At 32.9% G+C, this 17,411-nt stretch carries 17 protein-coding genes; all 17 read right to left on the reverse strand.

Going from position 1 to position 17,411, the window contains the following annotated elements:
• Nucleotides 1–20: 20 nt before the first annotated feature.
• Nucleotides 21–2,135 (reverse strand): translation initiation factor IF-2, encoded by a 2,115-nt coding sequence (gene infB / locus JMO20_RS06580; protein ID WP_202708743.1) that lies wholly within the window; start codon nt 2,133–2,135, stop codon nt 21–23.
• Nucleotides 2,136–2,168: 33 nt separating this feature from the next.
• Nucleotides 2,169–2,465 (reverse strand): L7Ae/L30e/S12e/Gadd45 family ribosomal protein, encoded by a 297-nt coding sequence (locus JMO20_RS06585; RefSeq protein ID WP_202708744.1) that lies wholly within the window; start codon nt 2,463–2,465, stop codon nt 2,169–2,171.
• Nucleotides 2,458–2,724 carry an RNase P modulator RnpM gene (gene rnpM / locus JMO20_RS06590; protein ID WP_202708745.1) on the reverse strand — a complete coding sequence of 89 codons (267 nt, stop codon included), beginning with the start codon at nt 2,722–2,724 and terminating at the stop codon, nt 2,458–2,460. Before rnpM ends, JMO20_RS06585 begins: the two co-directional genes overlap by 8 nt.
• Nucleotides 2,702–3,880: a transcription termination factor NusA gene (nusA, locus tag JMO20_RS06595; protein WP_202708746.1), complete on the reverse strand. Its 1,179-nt coding sequence runs from the start codon at nt 3,878–3,880 to the stop codon at nt 2,702–2,704. Before nusA ends, rnpM begins: the two co-directional genes overlap by 23 nt.
• Nucleotides 3,881–3,897: 17 nt before the next feature.
• Nucleotides 3,898–4,362, reverse strand: a complete 465-nt coding sequence (gene rimP / locus JMO20_RS06600) for a ribosome maturation factor RimP (protein WP_202708747.1) — start codon at nt 4,360–4,362, stop codon at nt 3,898–3,900.
• A 157-nt stretch (nt 4,363–4,519) separates the two neighbouring features.
• Nucleotides 4,520–8,839 (reverse strand): PolC-type DNA polymerase III, encoded by a 4,320-nt coding sequence (locus tag JMO20_RS06605; RefSeq protein ID WP_202708933.1) that lies wholly within the window; start codon nt 8,837–8,839, stop codon nt 4,520–4,522.
• Between the two features lie 20 nt (nt 8,840–8,859).
• Nucleotides 8,860–9,510 (reverse strand): MgtC/SapB family protein, encoded by a 651-nt coding sequence (locus tag JMO20_RS06610; RefSeq protein ID WP_341534001.1) that lies wholly within the window; start codon nt 9,508–9,510, stop codon nt 8,860–8,862.
• Between the two features lie 26 nt (nt 9,511–9,536).
• The gene (locus JMO20_RS06615; RefSeq protein ID WP_202708934.1) at nt 9,537–10,193 is read right to left on the reverse strand and encodes a glycosyltransferase family 2 protein; all 657 of its coding nucleotides are present in this window, start codon (nt 10,191–10,193) and stop codon (nt 9,537–9,539) included.
• Between the two features lie 22 nt (nt 10,194–10,215).
• The gene (ispG, locus tag JMO20_RS06620) at nt 10,216–11,262 is read right to left on the reverse strand and encodes a flavodoxin-dependent (E)-4-hydroxy-3-methylbut-2-enyl-diphosphate synthase (RefSeq protein ID WP_202708749.1); all 1,047 of its coding nucleotides are present in this window, start codon (nt 11,260–11,262) and stop codon (nt 10,216–10,218) included.
• Nucleotides 11,263–11,274: 12 nt separating this feature from the next.
• Complete coding sequence (rseP, locus tag JMO20_RS06625) at nt 11,275–12,300, reverse strand: RIP metalloprotease RseP (RefSeq protein ID WP_202708750.1); 1,026 nt, start codon at nt 12,298–12,300, stop codon at nt 11,275–11,277.
• A gap of 15 nt (nt 12,301–12,315) precedes the next feature.
• On the reverse strand, nt 12,316–13,461 hold the full coding sequence (locus JMO20_RS06630; protein WP_243414662.1) for a 1-deoxy-D-xylulose-5-phosphate reductoisomerase: 1,146 nt from the start codon (nt 13,459–13,461) through the stop codon (nt 12,316–12,318).
• A 27-nt stretch (nt 13,462–13,488) separates the two neighbouring features.
• Nucleotides 13,489–14,259, reverse strand: coding sequence for a phosphatidate cytidylyltransferase (locus tag JMO20_RS06635; protein ID WP_202708752.1), 771 nt, complete (start codon nt 14,257–14,259; stop codon nt 13,489–13,491).
• Nucleotides 14,260–14,266: 7 nt separating this feature from the next.
• The gene (locus tag JMO20_RS06640; protein ID WP_202708753.1) at nt 14,267–15,025 is read right to left on the reverse strand and encodes an isoprenyl transferase; all 759 of its coding nucleotides are present in this window, start codon (nt 15,023–15,025) and stop codon (nt 14,267–14,269) included.
• 57 nt (nt 15,026–15,082) lie between these two features.
• Nucleotides 15,083–15,286 carry a hypothetical protein gene (locus JMO20_RS06645; RefSeq protein WP_202708754.1) on the reverse strand — a complete coding sequence of 68 codons (204 nt, stop codon included), beginning with the start codon at nt 15,284–15,286 and terminating at the stop codon, nt 15,083–15,085.
• A gap of 6 nt (nt 15,287–15,292) precedes the next feature.
• A complete protein-coding gene (gene frr / locus JMO20_RS06650; RefSeq protein ID WP_202708755.1) occupies nt 15,293–15,850 on the reverse strand; it encodes a ribosome recycling factor in 558 nt (185 codons plus the stop codon).
• A gap of 1 nt (nt 15,851) precedes the next feature.
• The gene (gene pyrH / locus JMO20_RS06655) at nt 15,852–16,568 is read right to left on the reverse strand and encodes a UMP kinase (RefSeq protein ID WP_202708756.1); all 717 of its coding nucleotides are present in this window, start codon (nt 16,566–16,568) and stop codon (nt 15,852–15,854) included.
• Nucleotides 16,569–16,699: 131 nt separating this feature from the next.
• Nucleotides 16,700–17,347 (reverse strand): translation elongation factor Ts, encoded by a 648-nt coding sequence (tsf, locus tag JMO20_RS06660; protein WP_202708757.1) that lies wholly within the window; start codon nt 17,345–17,347, stop codon nt 16,700–16,702.
• Nucleotides 17,348–17,411 lie beyond the last annotated feature (64 nt).

The following is a 17,411-nucleotide window of genomic DNA, read 5'->3' on the forward strand; positions in this document are numbered from 1 at the left end:
TGTTCGCAATTATGCAATTATTATCTTGCAACCTCTTCCATGATATAAGCCTCTATAACGTCTCCTTCTTTAACATCGTTATAGTTCTCTATACCTACGCCACCCTCGTAGCCAGTTTGTAATTCTCTAACATCATCTTTAAATCTTTTAAGTGACGAAATTTCTCCTTCATGGATTACCACATTATCTCTTAGTAATCTTAAGCTGCTTTTTCTAGTAATCTTACCTTCTTGTACATATACACCTGCAACAATTCCTGCATTGGGCACTTTGAAAGTCGCTCTAACTTCGGCACGACCCATAATTACTTCTTTGAATTCAGGTGCTAACATACCTTTTATTGCTGCTTCAACATCTTCGATAGCCTTATAAATAATTCTATATGTTCTAACATCAACCTTTTCAGTTTCAGCTGTACTTAACGCTGAAGACGTTGGTCTAACATTAAATCCAATAATTATAGCATTAGAAGCTGATGCAAGCATAATATCTGTATCAGTAATTGCTCCAACTCCTCCATGTATTGGATTAACCCTTACTTCTTCATGACTTAACTTAAGTAATGACTGTTTTACTGCCTCTATAGAACCACTTACATCTGCTTTTATAATTATATTAAGGTCTTGTACTTCACCTTCACTTATCTTATCAAATAAATCATCTAGAGATACCTTAGTAGAACTATTAATCTGCTCATCTCTAAGATGTTCTTTTTTCAATTCTGCAATTTCTCTAGCTTTTTTATCATCTTCAACTGAATACAAGAATTCTCCAGCATTTGGAACTTCCGACAATCCTAATATTTCCACTGGTGTTGACGGAATAGCCTTTTTAACTTTTTTACCTTTGTCGTCAAACATTGCACGCACTTTACCGTGGGCAACTCCAGCAACTATTGAATCTCCTACTTTTAGAGTTCCTTTTTGAACTAATACAGTTGCTACACTACCTCTACCTTTATCAAGCTTAGCTTCTATTATAACACCTTTAACATTTCTATTTGGATTTGCCTTAAGCTCTTGCATTTCTGCAACTAAAAGCACCATTTCAAGAAGCTCATCCATTCCTTCTTTAGTGATAGCAGAAACAGGAACACATATTGTTTCTCCACCCCAATCTTCAGGAACTAATCCGTGCTCAGTTAACTCTTGCTTAACTCTGTCAGGATTTGCTTGCTCTTTATCTATTTTATTAACAGCCACAATAATAGGTACACCTGCCGCTTTAGCATGGTTTATAGCCTCTACAGTCTGTGGCATAACACCGTCATCAGCAGCTACAACTAAAATAGCAATGTCTGTTACTTGAGCTCCTCTGGCTCTCATTGAAGTGAAAGCTTCATGTCCAGGAGTATCTAAAAATACTATCTTTTTATTATTAACTCTAACTGTTGACGCACCAATATGCTGAGTTATTCCTCCAGCTTCACTATTAGTAACATGGGTTTCTCTGATTGAATCTAAAAGAGATGTTTTCCCATGGTCAACGTGACCCATTACGGTTACAACTGGTGGTCTTGATTTTAAATCTTTCTCATCATCTTCAAAGTCCAGTCCTAAATCTTCAGGACTTTCTTCCATAACATCATTATTTTCCTCTTCCTTAGTTGCTAGGAAGTCGAACTCTTCCGCAATTACACTAGCTGTATCAAAATCTATTTCTTGATTAATACTAGCCATAACACCTAATCCAATTAATTTGCTAATAATTTGATTAGCGTTAATATTCATTTTTTCTGCTAAATCGCCAACTATAACAGATTCGCCGATTTCAATTTCGTTTAAATTTTCTTGAGATTCCATAGAATCCTTAGACTCATTAGTCTTATCATTAGTTTTATTATTAGTTTTGTCATTCATTCTGCTATCACCTGATTTCTTTGTCTTTTCTTTAGTTATTTTCTTTCTTTTTTGCTTTTTCTGTTTATTTTCCATTTTCTTTTTATCTTCTAAATCATCATCGTTAGTACCTTTATTATTATCACCTAAAAGCTCTTTTATTACCTTAACCTCTTCATCCTCAATAGTGCTCATATGACTGCCAATTTCTAAATCCAATTCGTTCAATTTTTCAATTAACTCTTTACTTGACAAATTCAATTCTTTCGCTAATTCATACACTCTGATTTTAGTCAAATACTTCACCCCCTACAATTTTAGAGAAATGCCTTAAGCTAACATATCTAAAATTACTTGAGAGAATTTTTCATCTCCAATAGATAATATAGCAGTTAACTCTTTACCGATTGCGCTCCCTAAGTCCTCTTTCTTACCAAATATTGCATATTTTACGTCATTATTTTCGCATAATCTAGTAAATTTCTTTTTAGTATTAGCTGAAGAGTCTTCTGCAATAATAATCAAATGGGATTTGTTTCTTTTTACTTCTTGTATACATCCTGTTTCCCCAGAAACTATATATCCTGCTTTTCTTCCTAGCCCTAACATTGAATATACCTTATTCATTTTGGTTCAACTCAAGTAATAAATTTTTATAAACCTCTTCAGGAACTTCCATTTTTAACGACCTATTTAGTCCTTTAGATTTCTTAGCTTTCTCAAAGCAATCAACATTATTGCAAATATAAACGCCTCTACCATTCAACTTGCCACTTAGATCCACGTTTATATCTCCATCTTTACTTTTGACGATTCTTATTAAATCTTTTTTAGGCTTGCTTTCACCGCAACCCACACACTTCCTAATAGGTATCTTCTTCCTCATTTTCCATACCCTCTTTCTCTACTTCCTCTTCAACTACCTCTTCTTTAGATTCCAGTTCATCATTTACTAAAGTATCGGAATCCTCTACTAAGCTATCATCTTCCAATAATTCTTCTTCTGCCTCTTGGACTTGACTCTCACTTTTAATATCAATTTTCCAATTAGTCAGCTTAGCAGCTAAACGAGCATTTTGACCTTCTTTTCCTATAGCTAAAGATAATTGATAATCAGGAACGACAACTAAAGCAGACTTTTCGTCTTCTTTAATCACAACTTTTACAACCTTAGCTGGACTTAAACTATTTGCAATAAATACTTTAGGGTCATTACTCCAAGTAACAATGTCAATTTTTTCACCATTCAACTCATCAACTATTGCTTTAACCCTTGAACCTTTAAACCCAACACAAGCACCTACAGCATCTACATTTTCATCATTGGAATAAACTGCAATCTTCGTTCTAGATCCAGCTTCTCTAGATATACTAAATATATCAACTATTCCATCATGTATTTCTGGAACTTCAAGCTCAAAAAGCCTTTTAACTAGCCCTGGATGAGTTCTAGAAAGTAGAATTTGTGGTCCCTTAGTTGTCTTTTTCACTTCTAAAATATATGTTTTTAATCTACTTCCCTGTTGATAGTTCTCATTAGGTATTTGCTCAGCAGGAGGCAAAATACCTTCAGTTCTACCTAAGTCAATTAGAACATTGTTTTTACTGACTCTTTGAACCTGTCCTGTAATTATTTCACTTTCTCTATCCACATATTGATCAAAAACTATTTCTCTTTCGGCTTCTTTTATTTTCTGCATTACTACTTGCTTAGCCGTTTGGGCAGCTATTCTTCCAAAGTTTCTTGGAGTAACCTCTAACATAACTGTATCTCCAACTTCATAGTTACTGTCATGTTGTTTAGCTTCTTCAAGGCTGATTTCTACACCTTCATTTTCAACATCTTCAACAACTTCTCTCTTTGAGTATACAAAAACATCTCCTGTTTCGTTGTCAATTTCAACCTCTACATTGTGTGAGGACCCAAAATTTTTCTTATAGCCTGAAATCAAGGCTATTTCTATTGCCTCTAATAATTTTTCTTTAGAAATACCCTTGCTTTTTTCAATTTCTCCAAGAGCTTCTATAAAATCGGCTTTCATCCCCATAAACCTCCCTATTAAAATTTAACTGCTAAATTAATTTTTGAAACAATTTCTCTGTCAATTTCCACTTGACCTAAAGCAATATTCTCAATAATGAACTTTTCATCATCATAGCTAACTAACTTACCATCTATCCTTTTGTTACCCTTTAAAGCCTTGTAAAGATTAACCTCTACTTCCTCATCAATAGCATTGTCGAGATCTTCTTTACTCTTAAGAGGTCTATCTATACCAGGTGAAGACACTTCTAAGAAAAAGTTTTCTTCAATTGGATCAACCTCGTCAAGCTTTTCACTAACTTTTTCACTAACTCTTTGACAGTCATCTATGTTTATTCCACCAGGTTTATCTATGTACAATCTTAAATATCTATGGGGTCCTTCTTTTACGAATTCTACATCTACTAGTTCAAAATTAAAATCATCTAATATTGGGGTAGTAATATCTTCTGTAATTTTTTCAATTTCTTTTCTCTTCATTTATTTCACCTCCAGATGTTATATTCATATTTTTTTCTTAATAATTTATTTTATTCTGTAATGCCAAATTAAATAAATGAGAGTGGGAATTCCCCACTCTCAAGATTAATAACTAACTATTCATTTGATTCTAGAATAACACACTTATAGAAAAAAATCAAATGTTAAATAAACTAAGCTGATTGCTCTGTGACATGCCTTCTAAGCACCCGTGTTCCTTTAGTGCTTCTATTACCGTTTTAGTAACCTTACATCTACTTTGAATATCCTCTATCGAAAGGAACTTTCCATTAATTCTTTCTTCAGCAATACTCTTAGCAGCATTTTCACCAACCCCTTGCAATGATTTAAGTGGTGGTAAAATGCCATCTTCTTTTATTAAGAATTTATCACTATCAGATTCATATAAATCAACTTTTTTAAAATTGAAGCCCCTCGCATACATTTCTAAAGCTACCTCAAGAACAGTTAACAGGTTCTTTTCCTTAGCAGTTTTATTATTACCCATTTCTTCTAATTCATTTATCTTATTAGAAACAGCTTCTCTTCCCTTCGTAATTAATTCTGCATCAAAATCTACGGCTTTCATAGTAAAATATGTAGCATAGAAAGCTTCTGGATAATGCACCTTAAAATATGCAATTCTAAAAGACATCATCACATATGCAGCTGCATGAGCCTTAGGGAACATGTACTTAATTTTTTTACATGAATCAATATACCATTCTGGCACATCAAACTCTCTCATATAATCTTCTTCCTCTTGAGTTAACCCTTTACCTTTTCTAACCTTCTCCATTATAACGAAGGATCTCTTCTTATCCAATCCCTTATATATCAAATACGTCATAATATCATCTCTAGTTGAAATAACCTGACTGATTTCAGTTACACCATTTCTCACCAGGTCTTGGGCATTATTCAACCATACGTCAGTCCCGTGGGAAAGCCCACTGATTCTAACCAAGTCAGCAAAAGTAGTTGGTTGTGTATCAAGTAACATCTGTATAACAAATTTAGTACCAAACTCAGGTATTCCATATGAACCAGTTTTATTATTAATATCTTCAGGAGTAACTCCTAGTGGTTCGGTACTAGTAAATATATCCATAGTTTCTTTATCATCTAGTCTAATTTTCTGAGCATCAACTCCAGTTAAATCCTCAAGCATTCTGATTATCGTAGGAGTATCATGACCTAGAATATCTAGTTTTAAAATTCTACCACTTATAGAGTGATAGTCAAAATGGGTTGTAATTACCCCTGATTTAGAGTCATTAGCTGGATATTGAATAGGCGTAAAATCATAAATATCCTTTGTATTAGGAACTACCATAACTCCACCTGGATGCTGTCCAGAGGTTCTTTTTACTCCTGTACAACCTTGAACTAATCTGTTGGCCTCTGCTCTATTTAAAACCTCTTCTTTTTCATCGAAGTATTTTTTTACAAATCCATAAGCAGTTTTATCTGCTATTGTTCCTATTGTTCCTGCTCTAAATACATAACCTTTACCGAATAAATCTTCTGTATATTGATGGGCAACAGCTTGATATTCCCCAGCAAAGTTCAAGTCAATATCAGGCTCTTTATCCCCTTCAAATCCTAGAAAGGTTTCAAAAGGAATGTCGTGTCCATCCTTTAAATAGTCAGTACCACATTTTGGACACTTCTTATCCGCCATATCAGCTCCCGATCCTACTGAACCATCGGTTATAAACTCACTATGCTTACACTCAGGACAAACATAATGGGGTGGTAGTGGATTTACCTCAGTAATATCACTCATTGTAGCAACAAATGATGAACCCACCGATCCTCTTGAACCTACCAGATAACCATCCTCCAATGACTTTTTAACTAGCTTTTGTGAAATAATATATAAAACTGCATATCCATTACTAATTATGGAGTTTAGCTCCCTATCTAGTCTATCCTTAACTATCTCTGGAAGTGGATCTCCGTATATACTTACGGCTTTTTTATAGGTTATCTCACGAAGTTCTTCTTCTGATCCTTCTATTACTGGTGGAAATGTACCATCAGGAATAGGAATTATATCGTCGACCATATCTGCTATCATATTAGTATTGTCTATTACAACTTCTTTAGCCTTTTCTGTACCTAGATAACTAAATTCCTCAAGCATCTCATCAGTTGTCTTCAAATAAAGTGGTGGTTGGTTATCGGCATCAGAAAAGCCCTTACCTGTCATCAATATTCTTCTATACACTTCGTCTTGAGGATCTAAGAAGTGAACATCTCCAGTTGCAACTACTGGCTTATTAAATTCTTCTCCAAGCTTTACAATTTTCTTGTTTATGTCTCTTAACTCATTTTCATCCTTAACCATTCCATTTTCTATTAGGAATTGATTATTACCGATTGGTTGAATTTCAAGATAATCATAATAATTAACAATATTTTTTATATCTGTCTTATTTTTTTTCTCAAGCAAAGCTTTGTACAGTTCCCCTGCTTCACAAGCGGTTCCAATTATTAGTCCTTCCCTAAACTTAGATAAAATTGATTTAGGAATTCTAGGCTTTCTATAGAAGTAATTCAAATGGGACTCAGAAACAATCTTATAAAGATTTTTTAAACCAGTGTAGTCTTTTGCAAAAATCACTATATGATAGGACTTTCCAGTCTTATGATTTATTGTATCGCTAAATAATGTGTTTATATCAGATAAGCTCTCTGCTCCCTTTTCCTTTAATAAATCAACACATTTTAATAATATGTGAGCTGTTGCTTCAGAGTCATCTACTGCTCTATGATGATTATCTAAAGTAACATCTAAATGTTTAGCTATCTTATTTAGCCTATGACTTTTAAGCTCAGGAAAGAGCTTTCTACTTAGCTCCAATGTATCTAATACTGAATTATTTATGCTTTCTCCAACTTCACTGGATTTTTCATACATAAATCCCATGTCGAAGGATGCATTATGGGCAACTAAAACAGCATCTTCAATAAAACTTAAAAACTCAGGTAATACTTCTTCTATGCTAGGTTTATCTATCACCATTTCATCAGTTATACCAGTTAACTCTACTATTTTCTTAGGAATTTTCCTATTAGGATTTACTAACTGACTAAATCTATCTATGATTTCTCCATTCTTTATTTTTACCGCACCAATCTCTGTTATCATATCATTCCTAGGCGATAAACCTGTTGTTTCAATATCAAAAACTACATAAGGGCACTCAATAGACTTATCTTTAGGTCTAGATACAATTGGAACCATATCATTAACAACATATCCCTCTAGACCATATAGTATTTTAATGCCATTCTTTTTAGCTGCATCCATAGCTTCTGGAAAAGCTTGCACTACACCATGGTCAGTTAATGCAATGGCCTTATGCCCCCATTCAGCAGCCCTTTTAGCTAGATTACTAAAGTTACTCATACCATCCATATCACTCATTTGGGTATGAAGATGTAACTCAACACGTTTTAACTCACTATTGTCAACTCTTCCTACTGGTCTATTCAGCAGCATTATAGTTTTAGCCATTACAACTAATTCTCTTGAGAAACTATCATAAACTACATCACCTTGTAATCTAACATAAGTGCCTTTCTTCAGTTTCTCATCCAATACTTCTTGAGATTTAGGATTCCCAAAGACTTTAACTGTTATAGAACTTGTTAAATCAGTAATATTGAATATGTAAAGCTTTTTCTTAGATTTAAGTTCCCTAACATCAACCTCAAAAATCTCTCCTTCAAATGCTCCAGTACCAGTATTAGTATTTACTTCCGAAATATCGATTACTTCAGTATTTATTTTTCTACCATATATAATGTTAGAATTTGATGAAGGTCTACTTTTATACTTATTCCCTTTGCCACTTTTCTTAGGAGTTGAAGTAGATACTATCTTTGATATTTCACTTATAAATTCCTTTTCTTCTTTTTTTATAATACTGTCAAGAGCTTCCCCTACATCTTGATTTTCATTACTTTTATGACTTTGGAACTTTACTGATACATCTATATCAAATCTTTCTTTTATATGTTCAGAAATACTAGTATCAATATTTTTATTTTTTATGGATTGGGCAGCAAAGTCATTATCTACTAATACCTTCAATATATTTCCATTTACTTCCCAAGCTATATTATTAAGCCAAGCATTGCTGGACGGATTTTCTTTTTTTATAAGATAAATTAGATTGTCCCAATACTTTTCAATCAGAGAGTTTAAATTCTCTGATAAAATATCATATTTTACTTTTATATCAACTAATTCTAAATCATCAAACTCTTCCTTTAATTGATTTATGGTTTCATCCATTTTCTCATATGATATTATAGATTGAGACCTTAAGATGATAGTCAGTTGACTCTTAGTTGTATTTACAAATACTTTTTCAACTAAAGCTTCATATATTTCTTTATCTTTAATGTTAATATTGGTCTTAGTAATAATCTCTCCAAAAACCTTAGTCTCTTGTGATTCCATCAACACTAAGTGCCTCCCTTTTATTCTTTATGTGAAACCTCTAGTATGCCTTCTACATTTCTTAAATTATTTAATATATCAAATTTAGTAACGTTATTTGGAGCCCTTACGACAATATATACAATTATTAACTCACCATCATCCTCTTCTTCAAGATTAATATTTGTTATACTTACTGCCATTTCACCTAGAGATGCTCCAATTCTTCCTAATTGCCCTGGACGATTTGCAGATGTAACTTTTATATTATGATAATTTCCTTTTGTCTTAATGTGCTTCTCAACTTTTGAAAACAAAGCCAATGTTATTAAAACTAAAATAGTTGTAAGAATGGCACCTAAATAAAAACCTGAACCTACTGCCAATCCTATACATGCCACTGCCCAAAGACCAGCTGCAGTAGTTAATCCCTTTACGGAGCTTCCTTCTCTAATAATTGTACCGGCTCCTAAAAAACCGATACCACTAATCACTTGAGCTCCTAGCCTGTCAGGCTGTAATGTCGTTAAATCCTTATATTCATGAAAAATAAAAATTGAAACCAGCATGACTAATGTAGAACCAACACAAACCAACACGTGGGTTCTAAATCCAGCTGGTCTTTTAACACTTTCCCTCTCCAAGCCAATTAAGCTAGATAATGCTATCGAGAGACCTAACCTAATCAACACTTCAACTCCTGATAACATATAAACACCTATCCCTTAATATTATTTGACATATTCTTACCTATAAACTTAAAAATATCAAGATACATTTTTATTCTCTCTTTAAATCCCTTTAACACACCCATTTTTTCTTCTTTCATTAAATGAGTAACATTTTCTAGGACCACTTCAACCACTTTGATATTGTTATTCGAAACATAATCAGTGATAGCCATCTCTATACCAAATCTAGAAATATCAAGATTAGCTATATCCTCAATAATTTTTCTTTTAAGAGCCCTTTGTCCTGTTAAATATGGAGTTACTATTTGCCCTAAATCAGTTATAAATCTTCCATGATTAAATACCCCTAAAGTCATATGAGCATCTTCACGTATTATAGGCAATAAAAGGTCCGTTATATGTTTAGGTGAAAGACCTAAAAGGTCCGCATCTAAAAACAGAAAAATATCTTCCTCTGATTCATGTAATCCTGTCATTATAGCATTAGCTTTACCTTTGTTTTCTTTAATATCTATAACTTTGACCCCAGTAAAACCTTTAGCTATTTCAGCAGTTTTATCCTTGGATCCATCACTCACCACTATAATGTTATCTATTAAGTCAACTTGCTTAATTGTTTCAATAATATTTCCAATAGTTTTTTCTTCGTTGTATGCTGGAATAATGGCTGCAATTGAATACATCAATAAACTCACCACCCCATTGTTACAGTTTATTTATTTCAGAAATAAGCTCATCAATTAAATCTTCTTCTCTAACTTTCTTTACTATCTTTCCCTTTTTGAATATCAGTCCGCTACCGATACCTCCAGCAATTCCCAAATCTGCTTCTCTAGCTTCACCAGGACCATTTACAGCACAACCCATAATTGCTAATTTAATAGGCTTATTAATATTTTCAACTCTTCTTTCCACCTCTTTAGCTAAATTGATTAAATCTATCTGAGTTCTGCCACATGTTGGACATGAAATAATCTCAATTTTATCCTTTAGTAAACCAAGACTTCTCAATATTTGTTTTCCTACCTTCACTTCTTCTATAGGGTCTCCAGTTAATGATATCCTCATTGTATCACCTATCCCCATAAGTAATATAGCCCCAACACCAATGGAAGATTTTATTGTTCCACGCCATTCAGTTCCAGATTCAGTAATGCCTAGATGTAATGGATAATCTACCAATTCTGATATCTTTTTATAAGAATTTACTGTTAGGTGAATATCAGTAGCTTTAAGAGATATTACAATATCATGGAAGTCCATATCTTCTAAAATTCTAACATGCTCTAAAGCACTTTCAACCATAGAATCTTCATTAACTCCACCATATTTCTGTAGATATTCTTTGCTTATGGAGCCTGAATTAACTCCTATCCTTATAGGCACTCCATATTCCTTACAAATCTTAACAACCTTTTCAACTCTATCTCTAGAACCTATATTACCTGGATTTATTCTTAATCCATCCACACCATTTTTTACTGATTCTATAGCTAATCTATAATCAAAGTGAATATCTGCAATCAAAGGGATTTGAATTTCTTTTTTTATATGTTTAATTGCTTTTGCCGCATCCATATCTAATACTGCAACCCTAATAATATCACAGCCTATTTCTTCAAGGGACTTTATTTGTTCCACTGTTTTCTTTATATCACGAGTATCTGTATTTGTCATGGATTGTACAGTTATAGGGGCATCGCCACCTACACCAACATCACCATAATATATTTTTCTAGTGTTATTTCTCATTTTTACACCTACCTAAAAAATATCTAGTCTACTAACGTCTATATAAGTGATAAATACAATTAATCCCAATAGGAATATAAATCCTATGAAATGAATAAATCCTTCTTTTTCTTGATCAATAGGCTTTCTTCTCACAAGCTCAATTAGCCCAAACATTATTCTACTTCCATCTAGTGCTGGAATAGGTAATAGATTGATAAAACCTAAGTTTATGCTAAGAAATCCAGCAATGTTAAGTAGATTTAAGAATCCATATTGAGCAGCTTCACCAACTAATGAAATGACCCCAACGGGACCTGCTACATCATTTGCTCCAACATTTCCATGGAATAGTCTTCCAATAAATTCAAACATTAATCCAACAAAAAAGAAAGTTTTTTGAATACCAGCTTTTATTATATCCCCAAAGCTTCTACTTACCCGTGGGTATATTCCAATAATTATATTGTTGCCTTCAGCATCTGTTTCTTCTACTACTGGCTTTATATTAAAAGTTTTGGTAGCTCCTTCCCTATCAACAGTAACCTTAATCTCTTCTCCATTTGACATATTAATAAGAGTTACAATTTCCTCCCAACTTCCAATATTCTCACCATCAATATTTATTATCTTATCCCCTGCTCTCATACCAGATTGATATGCAGGAAGACTTTCATCTAGTTTGTCTACAGTGGTTGTTATAGCTCCAACATTAAATGCTATTAAACTAAAAATAACTATTGCCAATAGAAAATTCATTATGGCTCCAGCAGCAAATACAGCTATTCTAGCTAATACTGGCTGATTAGTTATACTCCTTGCATCTGTAGATTCTTCATCTTCACCTTCCATCCTAACATAGCCACCGATGGGTAAGGCCCTTAATGAATATTCTGTTTCTCCTTTGCCAAATTTAAAGAGTCTAGGCCCCATACCTATTGCAAATTCATGTACCTTTACCCCAACTAACTTTGCAACTGTAAAATGTCCAAGCTCATGGACTAATACAATAATCAAGAAAACAAATATAGCGGCTAATGCTGTTACCAAATAAGACACATAAAACACCACCTATCAATTTAGTTGTTCTAATACCATTCTTCTTGCCCATTTATCAACTTCTAACACATCTTCTAATGTAGGATTTTTAATGTTATGATGTAAACTCATAACTTTCTCAACCATTCTTGCTATATCTATAAATTTTATTTTCCCTTCTAAGAAGAGTTGCACAGCGGATTCATTCGCACCGTTTAATACAGCTGCCATTGTACCTTTCTCTTTCATTGCTTGAATAGCCAAGCTTAATGCTGGAAAAGTCTTATTATCTGGCTTTTCAAAATTCAATTGTCCTATATTAGCTAAGTCAAGCTTTTCCAATATATTTTCTTTTCTATCAGGATAGTTTAAAGCATATTGAATAGGAATTCTCATATCATGTATACCCAATTGAGCAATTACACTACCATCAATAAACTCTACCATTGAGTGAACTATACTCTGAGGGTGAACTAAGACATCTATTTTATTGATATCAATGTCAAATAGCCATTTTGCTTCAATCACTTCTAACCCTTTATTCATAAGAGTAGCCGAATCTATAGTAATCTTTTTTCCCATTGACCAATTAGGATGATTGAGAGCATCCTTTAAAGTGACTTTCTCAAGGTCATTCTTACTTAATCCTCTAAAAGGTCCTCCTGAAGCGGTTAATATAAGCTTAGAGACCTCATTCTTTTTACCACTTTTTAAGCATTGAAAAATAGCAGAATGTTCGCTATCTACAGGAAGTATAGAAACATTTTTTTCCCTAGCAAGATTCATTACAATCTCTCCAGCAGTAACTAAAGTTTCTTTATTTGCTAGAGCTATTGTTTTTTTTGCCTTTATTGCTTCTAAAGTAGGTAATAGCCCTACCATACCTACTACTGAATTAAGTACAATATCTGCTGAGTCATAGGTTGCAACTTCTACTAGTCCCTCTATACCCGAAACTATGTTGACATCATTACCATGTAATCTCTTTTTTAAGATAAGGGCTTGATCCTCGTCTACCACAGCAACTATTTTAGGACTAAATTCTGTTATTTGTTTTTCTAATAATTCTATATTTTTATTAGCAGTTAAACCAACAATTTTATAATCACTATTACCTTTAGCTATATCTAAAGCTTGTGTTCCAATTGAACCTGTCGAGCCTAAAATACTTATTTTTTTCAAACTATCACGCTCCATTTTTCCTTAGTATTATAAAAAGTACTGCATATAATAATATACTATAGGTGCAGTAAATAATATGCTATCAAATCTATCTAGAACTCCACCATGCCCTGGCATAATATTGCCAAAATCCTTTATACCTGCAATTCTTTTTATCTTTGAAGCAGTTAAGTCTCCAACCTGAGATAATATTGATGTGAAAAAACTTAAAACACATAACATAATTATATCATCAATCTTAAAAATAAGTGCAAAAATAAAAGTCGCAATTACACTGGCCACAATTCCTCCTATTGAACCTTCTATTGTTTTCTTAGGGCTAAGCTTCGGAGCTAATTTTCTTTTTCCAAATGCAACACCTACAAATAAAGCAAAGGTATCAGTAGCTATTGCTATTACAAAGACTAACCAAATAAGAATATTTCCGTTTAATAATGTAACATGATATAAGAAAAATGGGATATATATTCCCCCCAATAATGTCATACTTATATCTTGTATCCTAGCTTTTTCATTAAAAACAAGTAAACATAAAAGAGTGATAAAGTATACAAAAAATAAGACTTGTATATGTCCATTTACATTAAATAAATTTAAAGCAAATAATCCTAAAGCAAATAAATAGTTGATCTTAGGGAAAGTTCTCATCCCATCAATTTGTCTAATTGCATTATTAAATTCATATACTCCAATAATAGAAATTATTAATACTCCTATATCTAACAAAACTCCTCCTATTACTAATATTGTTGCTAATAGAATGCCCCCTATTATACCACTTATAATACGAACCTTCATATCCTAATCATCCCTTTATACCCCCGTATCTTCTTACTCTTTTTTGGAAGTCAATTATTGCTCTACATAAATGACTTTTTGTAAAATCGGGCCAATAAACATCAGAAAACCAAAATTCTGTATAAGCAATTTGAAATAATAAAAAGTTACTAATTCTCAATTCTCCGCTGGGTCTAATAAGCAAATCTGGATCAGGTTGTTCTTTTGTATAGAGGTGTTTCTTAAAAATATCTGGAGTTATCTCTTCAACATCTATCATTCCATTTTTTACTTCAGTAGCGACGAGCTGAGCTGCTCTAGTTATTTCATATCTTCCGCCATAGTTTAATGCAATATTTAGTATAAGCTTATCATTATCTTTAGTCTTCTTAATTGCCTTGTTTATTTCTCTTCTCGGTAATAGTGGGATTTTCTCAATATCTCCTAATACTTTTATTTTAACTCCATTCTTATGCAAATTGTTGAGTTCTCCTCTTATATAAAGCACCAATAAGTTCATAAGAGATTCTACCTCATCCTTAGGCCTTTTCCAATTTTCTGTTGAAAAAGCGTATAAGGTCAAATAATTAATGCCTAAATCTCCTGCAGCTTTGACGATTTCTTTTACACGCTCAACTCCAGCCTTATGTCCTGCAGACCTAGGTAACATTTTCCCTTTCGCCCACCTTCCATTTCCATCCATAATTATTGCTATATGTTGTGGCAGTCTATCCAAATCTATTTCTTTCTTTATCTCTTCGAAGCTTTTTGTGTCTTCGTTATACATAGATTAACCTCCATTACAAAAAATCACTAAAAACCCCTTCTTGTTGAAAGAAGGGGATTAGAAATATCCATAAACAACTTCTATATTATCATTAACCTTTGACACCCTGATAATTCTAGCGTCATTTAGATTCTCTGATTCAGCTAGCCTGACATTGCTGAACCCAACTGTTTCTAAGGTTATGATATCTAAATCACAGGCTCTTCTAATATTCCTTATTCCGTCATTTAATTTATATCCGATTACATTGAAGTCATTCAATTATGACTATACCTCCATTATTTCTTCTTCTTTCTTTACTCTTAGCTTTTCAATTTCTTCTATGTATTTGTCTGTTAGTTTTTGAACTTGATCTTCAGCTAATTTTAAATCATCCTCAGTTAAATCTCCTGCCTTTTCCATCTTTTTAAGTCCATCATTAGCATCTCTTCTCTCATTTCTGATAGCTACTTTTGCTTCTTCAGTGACTTTTTTTAAGACCTTGATAATGTCTTTTCTTCTTTCTTCTGTTAACTGTGGAATTGATATTCTGACAACTTTGCCATCATTTGAAGGATTTAACCCAAGATCAGCAACCTGGATTGCCTTTTCAATATCTGCTATTGCACTAGCATCCCACGGTTGAATCAATAATGATCTAGGCTCAGGAGCTGATACGTTGGAAATCTGCTTAAGTGGAGTAGGTGTGCCATAATAATTAACCATTACTCTGTCTAATAAAGATGGATTAGCTCTCCCTGCTCTTATACTCTTTAACTCATCTTGGAAAACCTTTACAGTTTTTTTCATTTTTTCTTCTGCTGTCTTATGAATTTCTAAATACATATTATTCCTCCTTCACATAAGTTCCTATTTTTTCTCCTTTTACTACCTTTAAAATATTATCTGTCTGATCAATACCAAAAACAATTAATGGTATTTTATTGTCCATACATAGAGAAGTTGCAGTAGAATCCATTACCCCTAAACCTCTATTAAGAATATCAATGTATCTTAAGCTATGAAATTTTTCTGCATTAGGATTTTGATGGGGATCTGAATCATAAACTCCATCAACACCTTTTTTCGCAAGTAAAATAACTTCTGCTTCAATTTCAGCTGCTCTAAGAGCTGCTGTTGTATCTGTAGAAAAGTATGGATTTCCTGAACCAGCTGCAAATATTACAACTCTTCCTTTTTCTAAATGTCTAACTGCTTTTCTTCTTATATATGGTTCAGCAATTTGGCGCATTTCAATGGCAGTTTGTACTCTCGTCATTATATCTATTTTTTCTAATGCATCTTGCAGAGCTAAAGCATTAATAATGGTTCCAAGCATTCCCATATAATCAGATGTAGTTCTATCCATCCCTTCTGCACTTATTCCTCTCCAGAAGTTACCTCCACCTACTACTACAGCTACTTCAACACCTATTTGTCTTATTTTCTTGATTTCACCTGCTATTTCTCCAATTACTTTTTCATCTATTCCGAAGCCTCTATCTCCTGATAAAGCCTCACCACTAAGCTTTAGAATAATTCTATTATATACTGGATTATCCATTAAAACACTCCTAATTCTATATATTCTATAAACTAGTAAAATTCCCTCTATTTTTATTCTATAAAGTATTATCTCCATTAGTTCCACTAAGTTATTCAAATGGAGAACACAAAGTGTTCTCCATTTACTAATTAACCATTAATTTGCTTAGCAACCTCATCTGCGAAGTTTTCTTCTTTTTTCTCTATACCTTCGCCTACTTCAAATCTTACAAATCTTCTTATTTTAATGTTTTCCCCAATTCTAGCAATCTTTTCTGTTAGTAAATCGCTTATTTTAACATCTGGGTCTTTGATGAATTCTTGCTCTAATAAGCAAATCTCTTTATAATATTTTTCTATTCTACCTACAACCATTTTATCAACAATATGTTCTGGTTTTCCTTCATTTAAAGCTTGTTGTTTTAAGATTTCTTTTTCTTTTTCTATTTCTTCTTGAGGAACATCTTCTCTAGAAACATATTTAGGATTTTGTGCTGCAACTTGCATAGCCATATCTTTAACAAAATTTTGGAATTCTTCATTTTTAGATACGAAGTCAGTTTCACTATTAACTTCAATTAGAACTCCAATTCTTCCACCATGTATGTAAGAATCTACAATACCTTCTGCTGCGATTCTTCCAGCTTTTTTAGCAGCCTTAGATAATCCCTTTTCTCTTAAATACTCAACAGCTTTATCAATATCTCCATCTGTTTCTACTAATGCTTTCTTACAATCAAGCATTCCTACTCCTGTACGTTCTCTTAACTCTTTAACTTGTGATGCTTTTATCGCCATTTTTTTCCCTCCTACCTATTATTAAACAAAATGGTAAGAGCAGTAAGGGAAAACTCCCTTAGAC

The sequence above is a fragment of the Sporosalibacterium faouarense genome (genome assembly GCF_016765695.1).
In the GTDB taxonomy this organism is placed as follows: domain Bacteria; phylum Bacillota; class Clostridia; order Tissierellales; family VENL01; genus Sporosalibacterium; species Sporosalibacterium faouarense.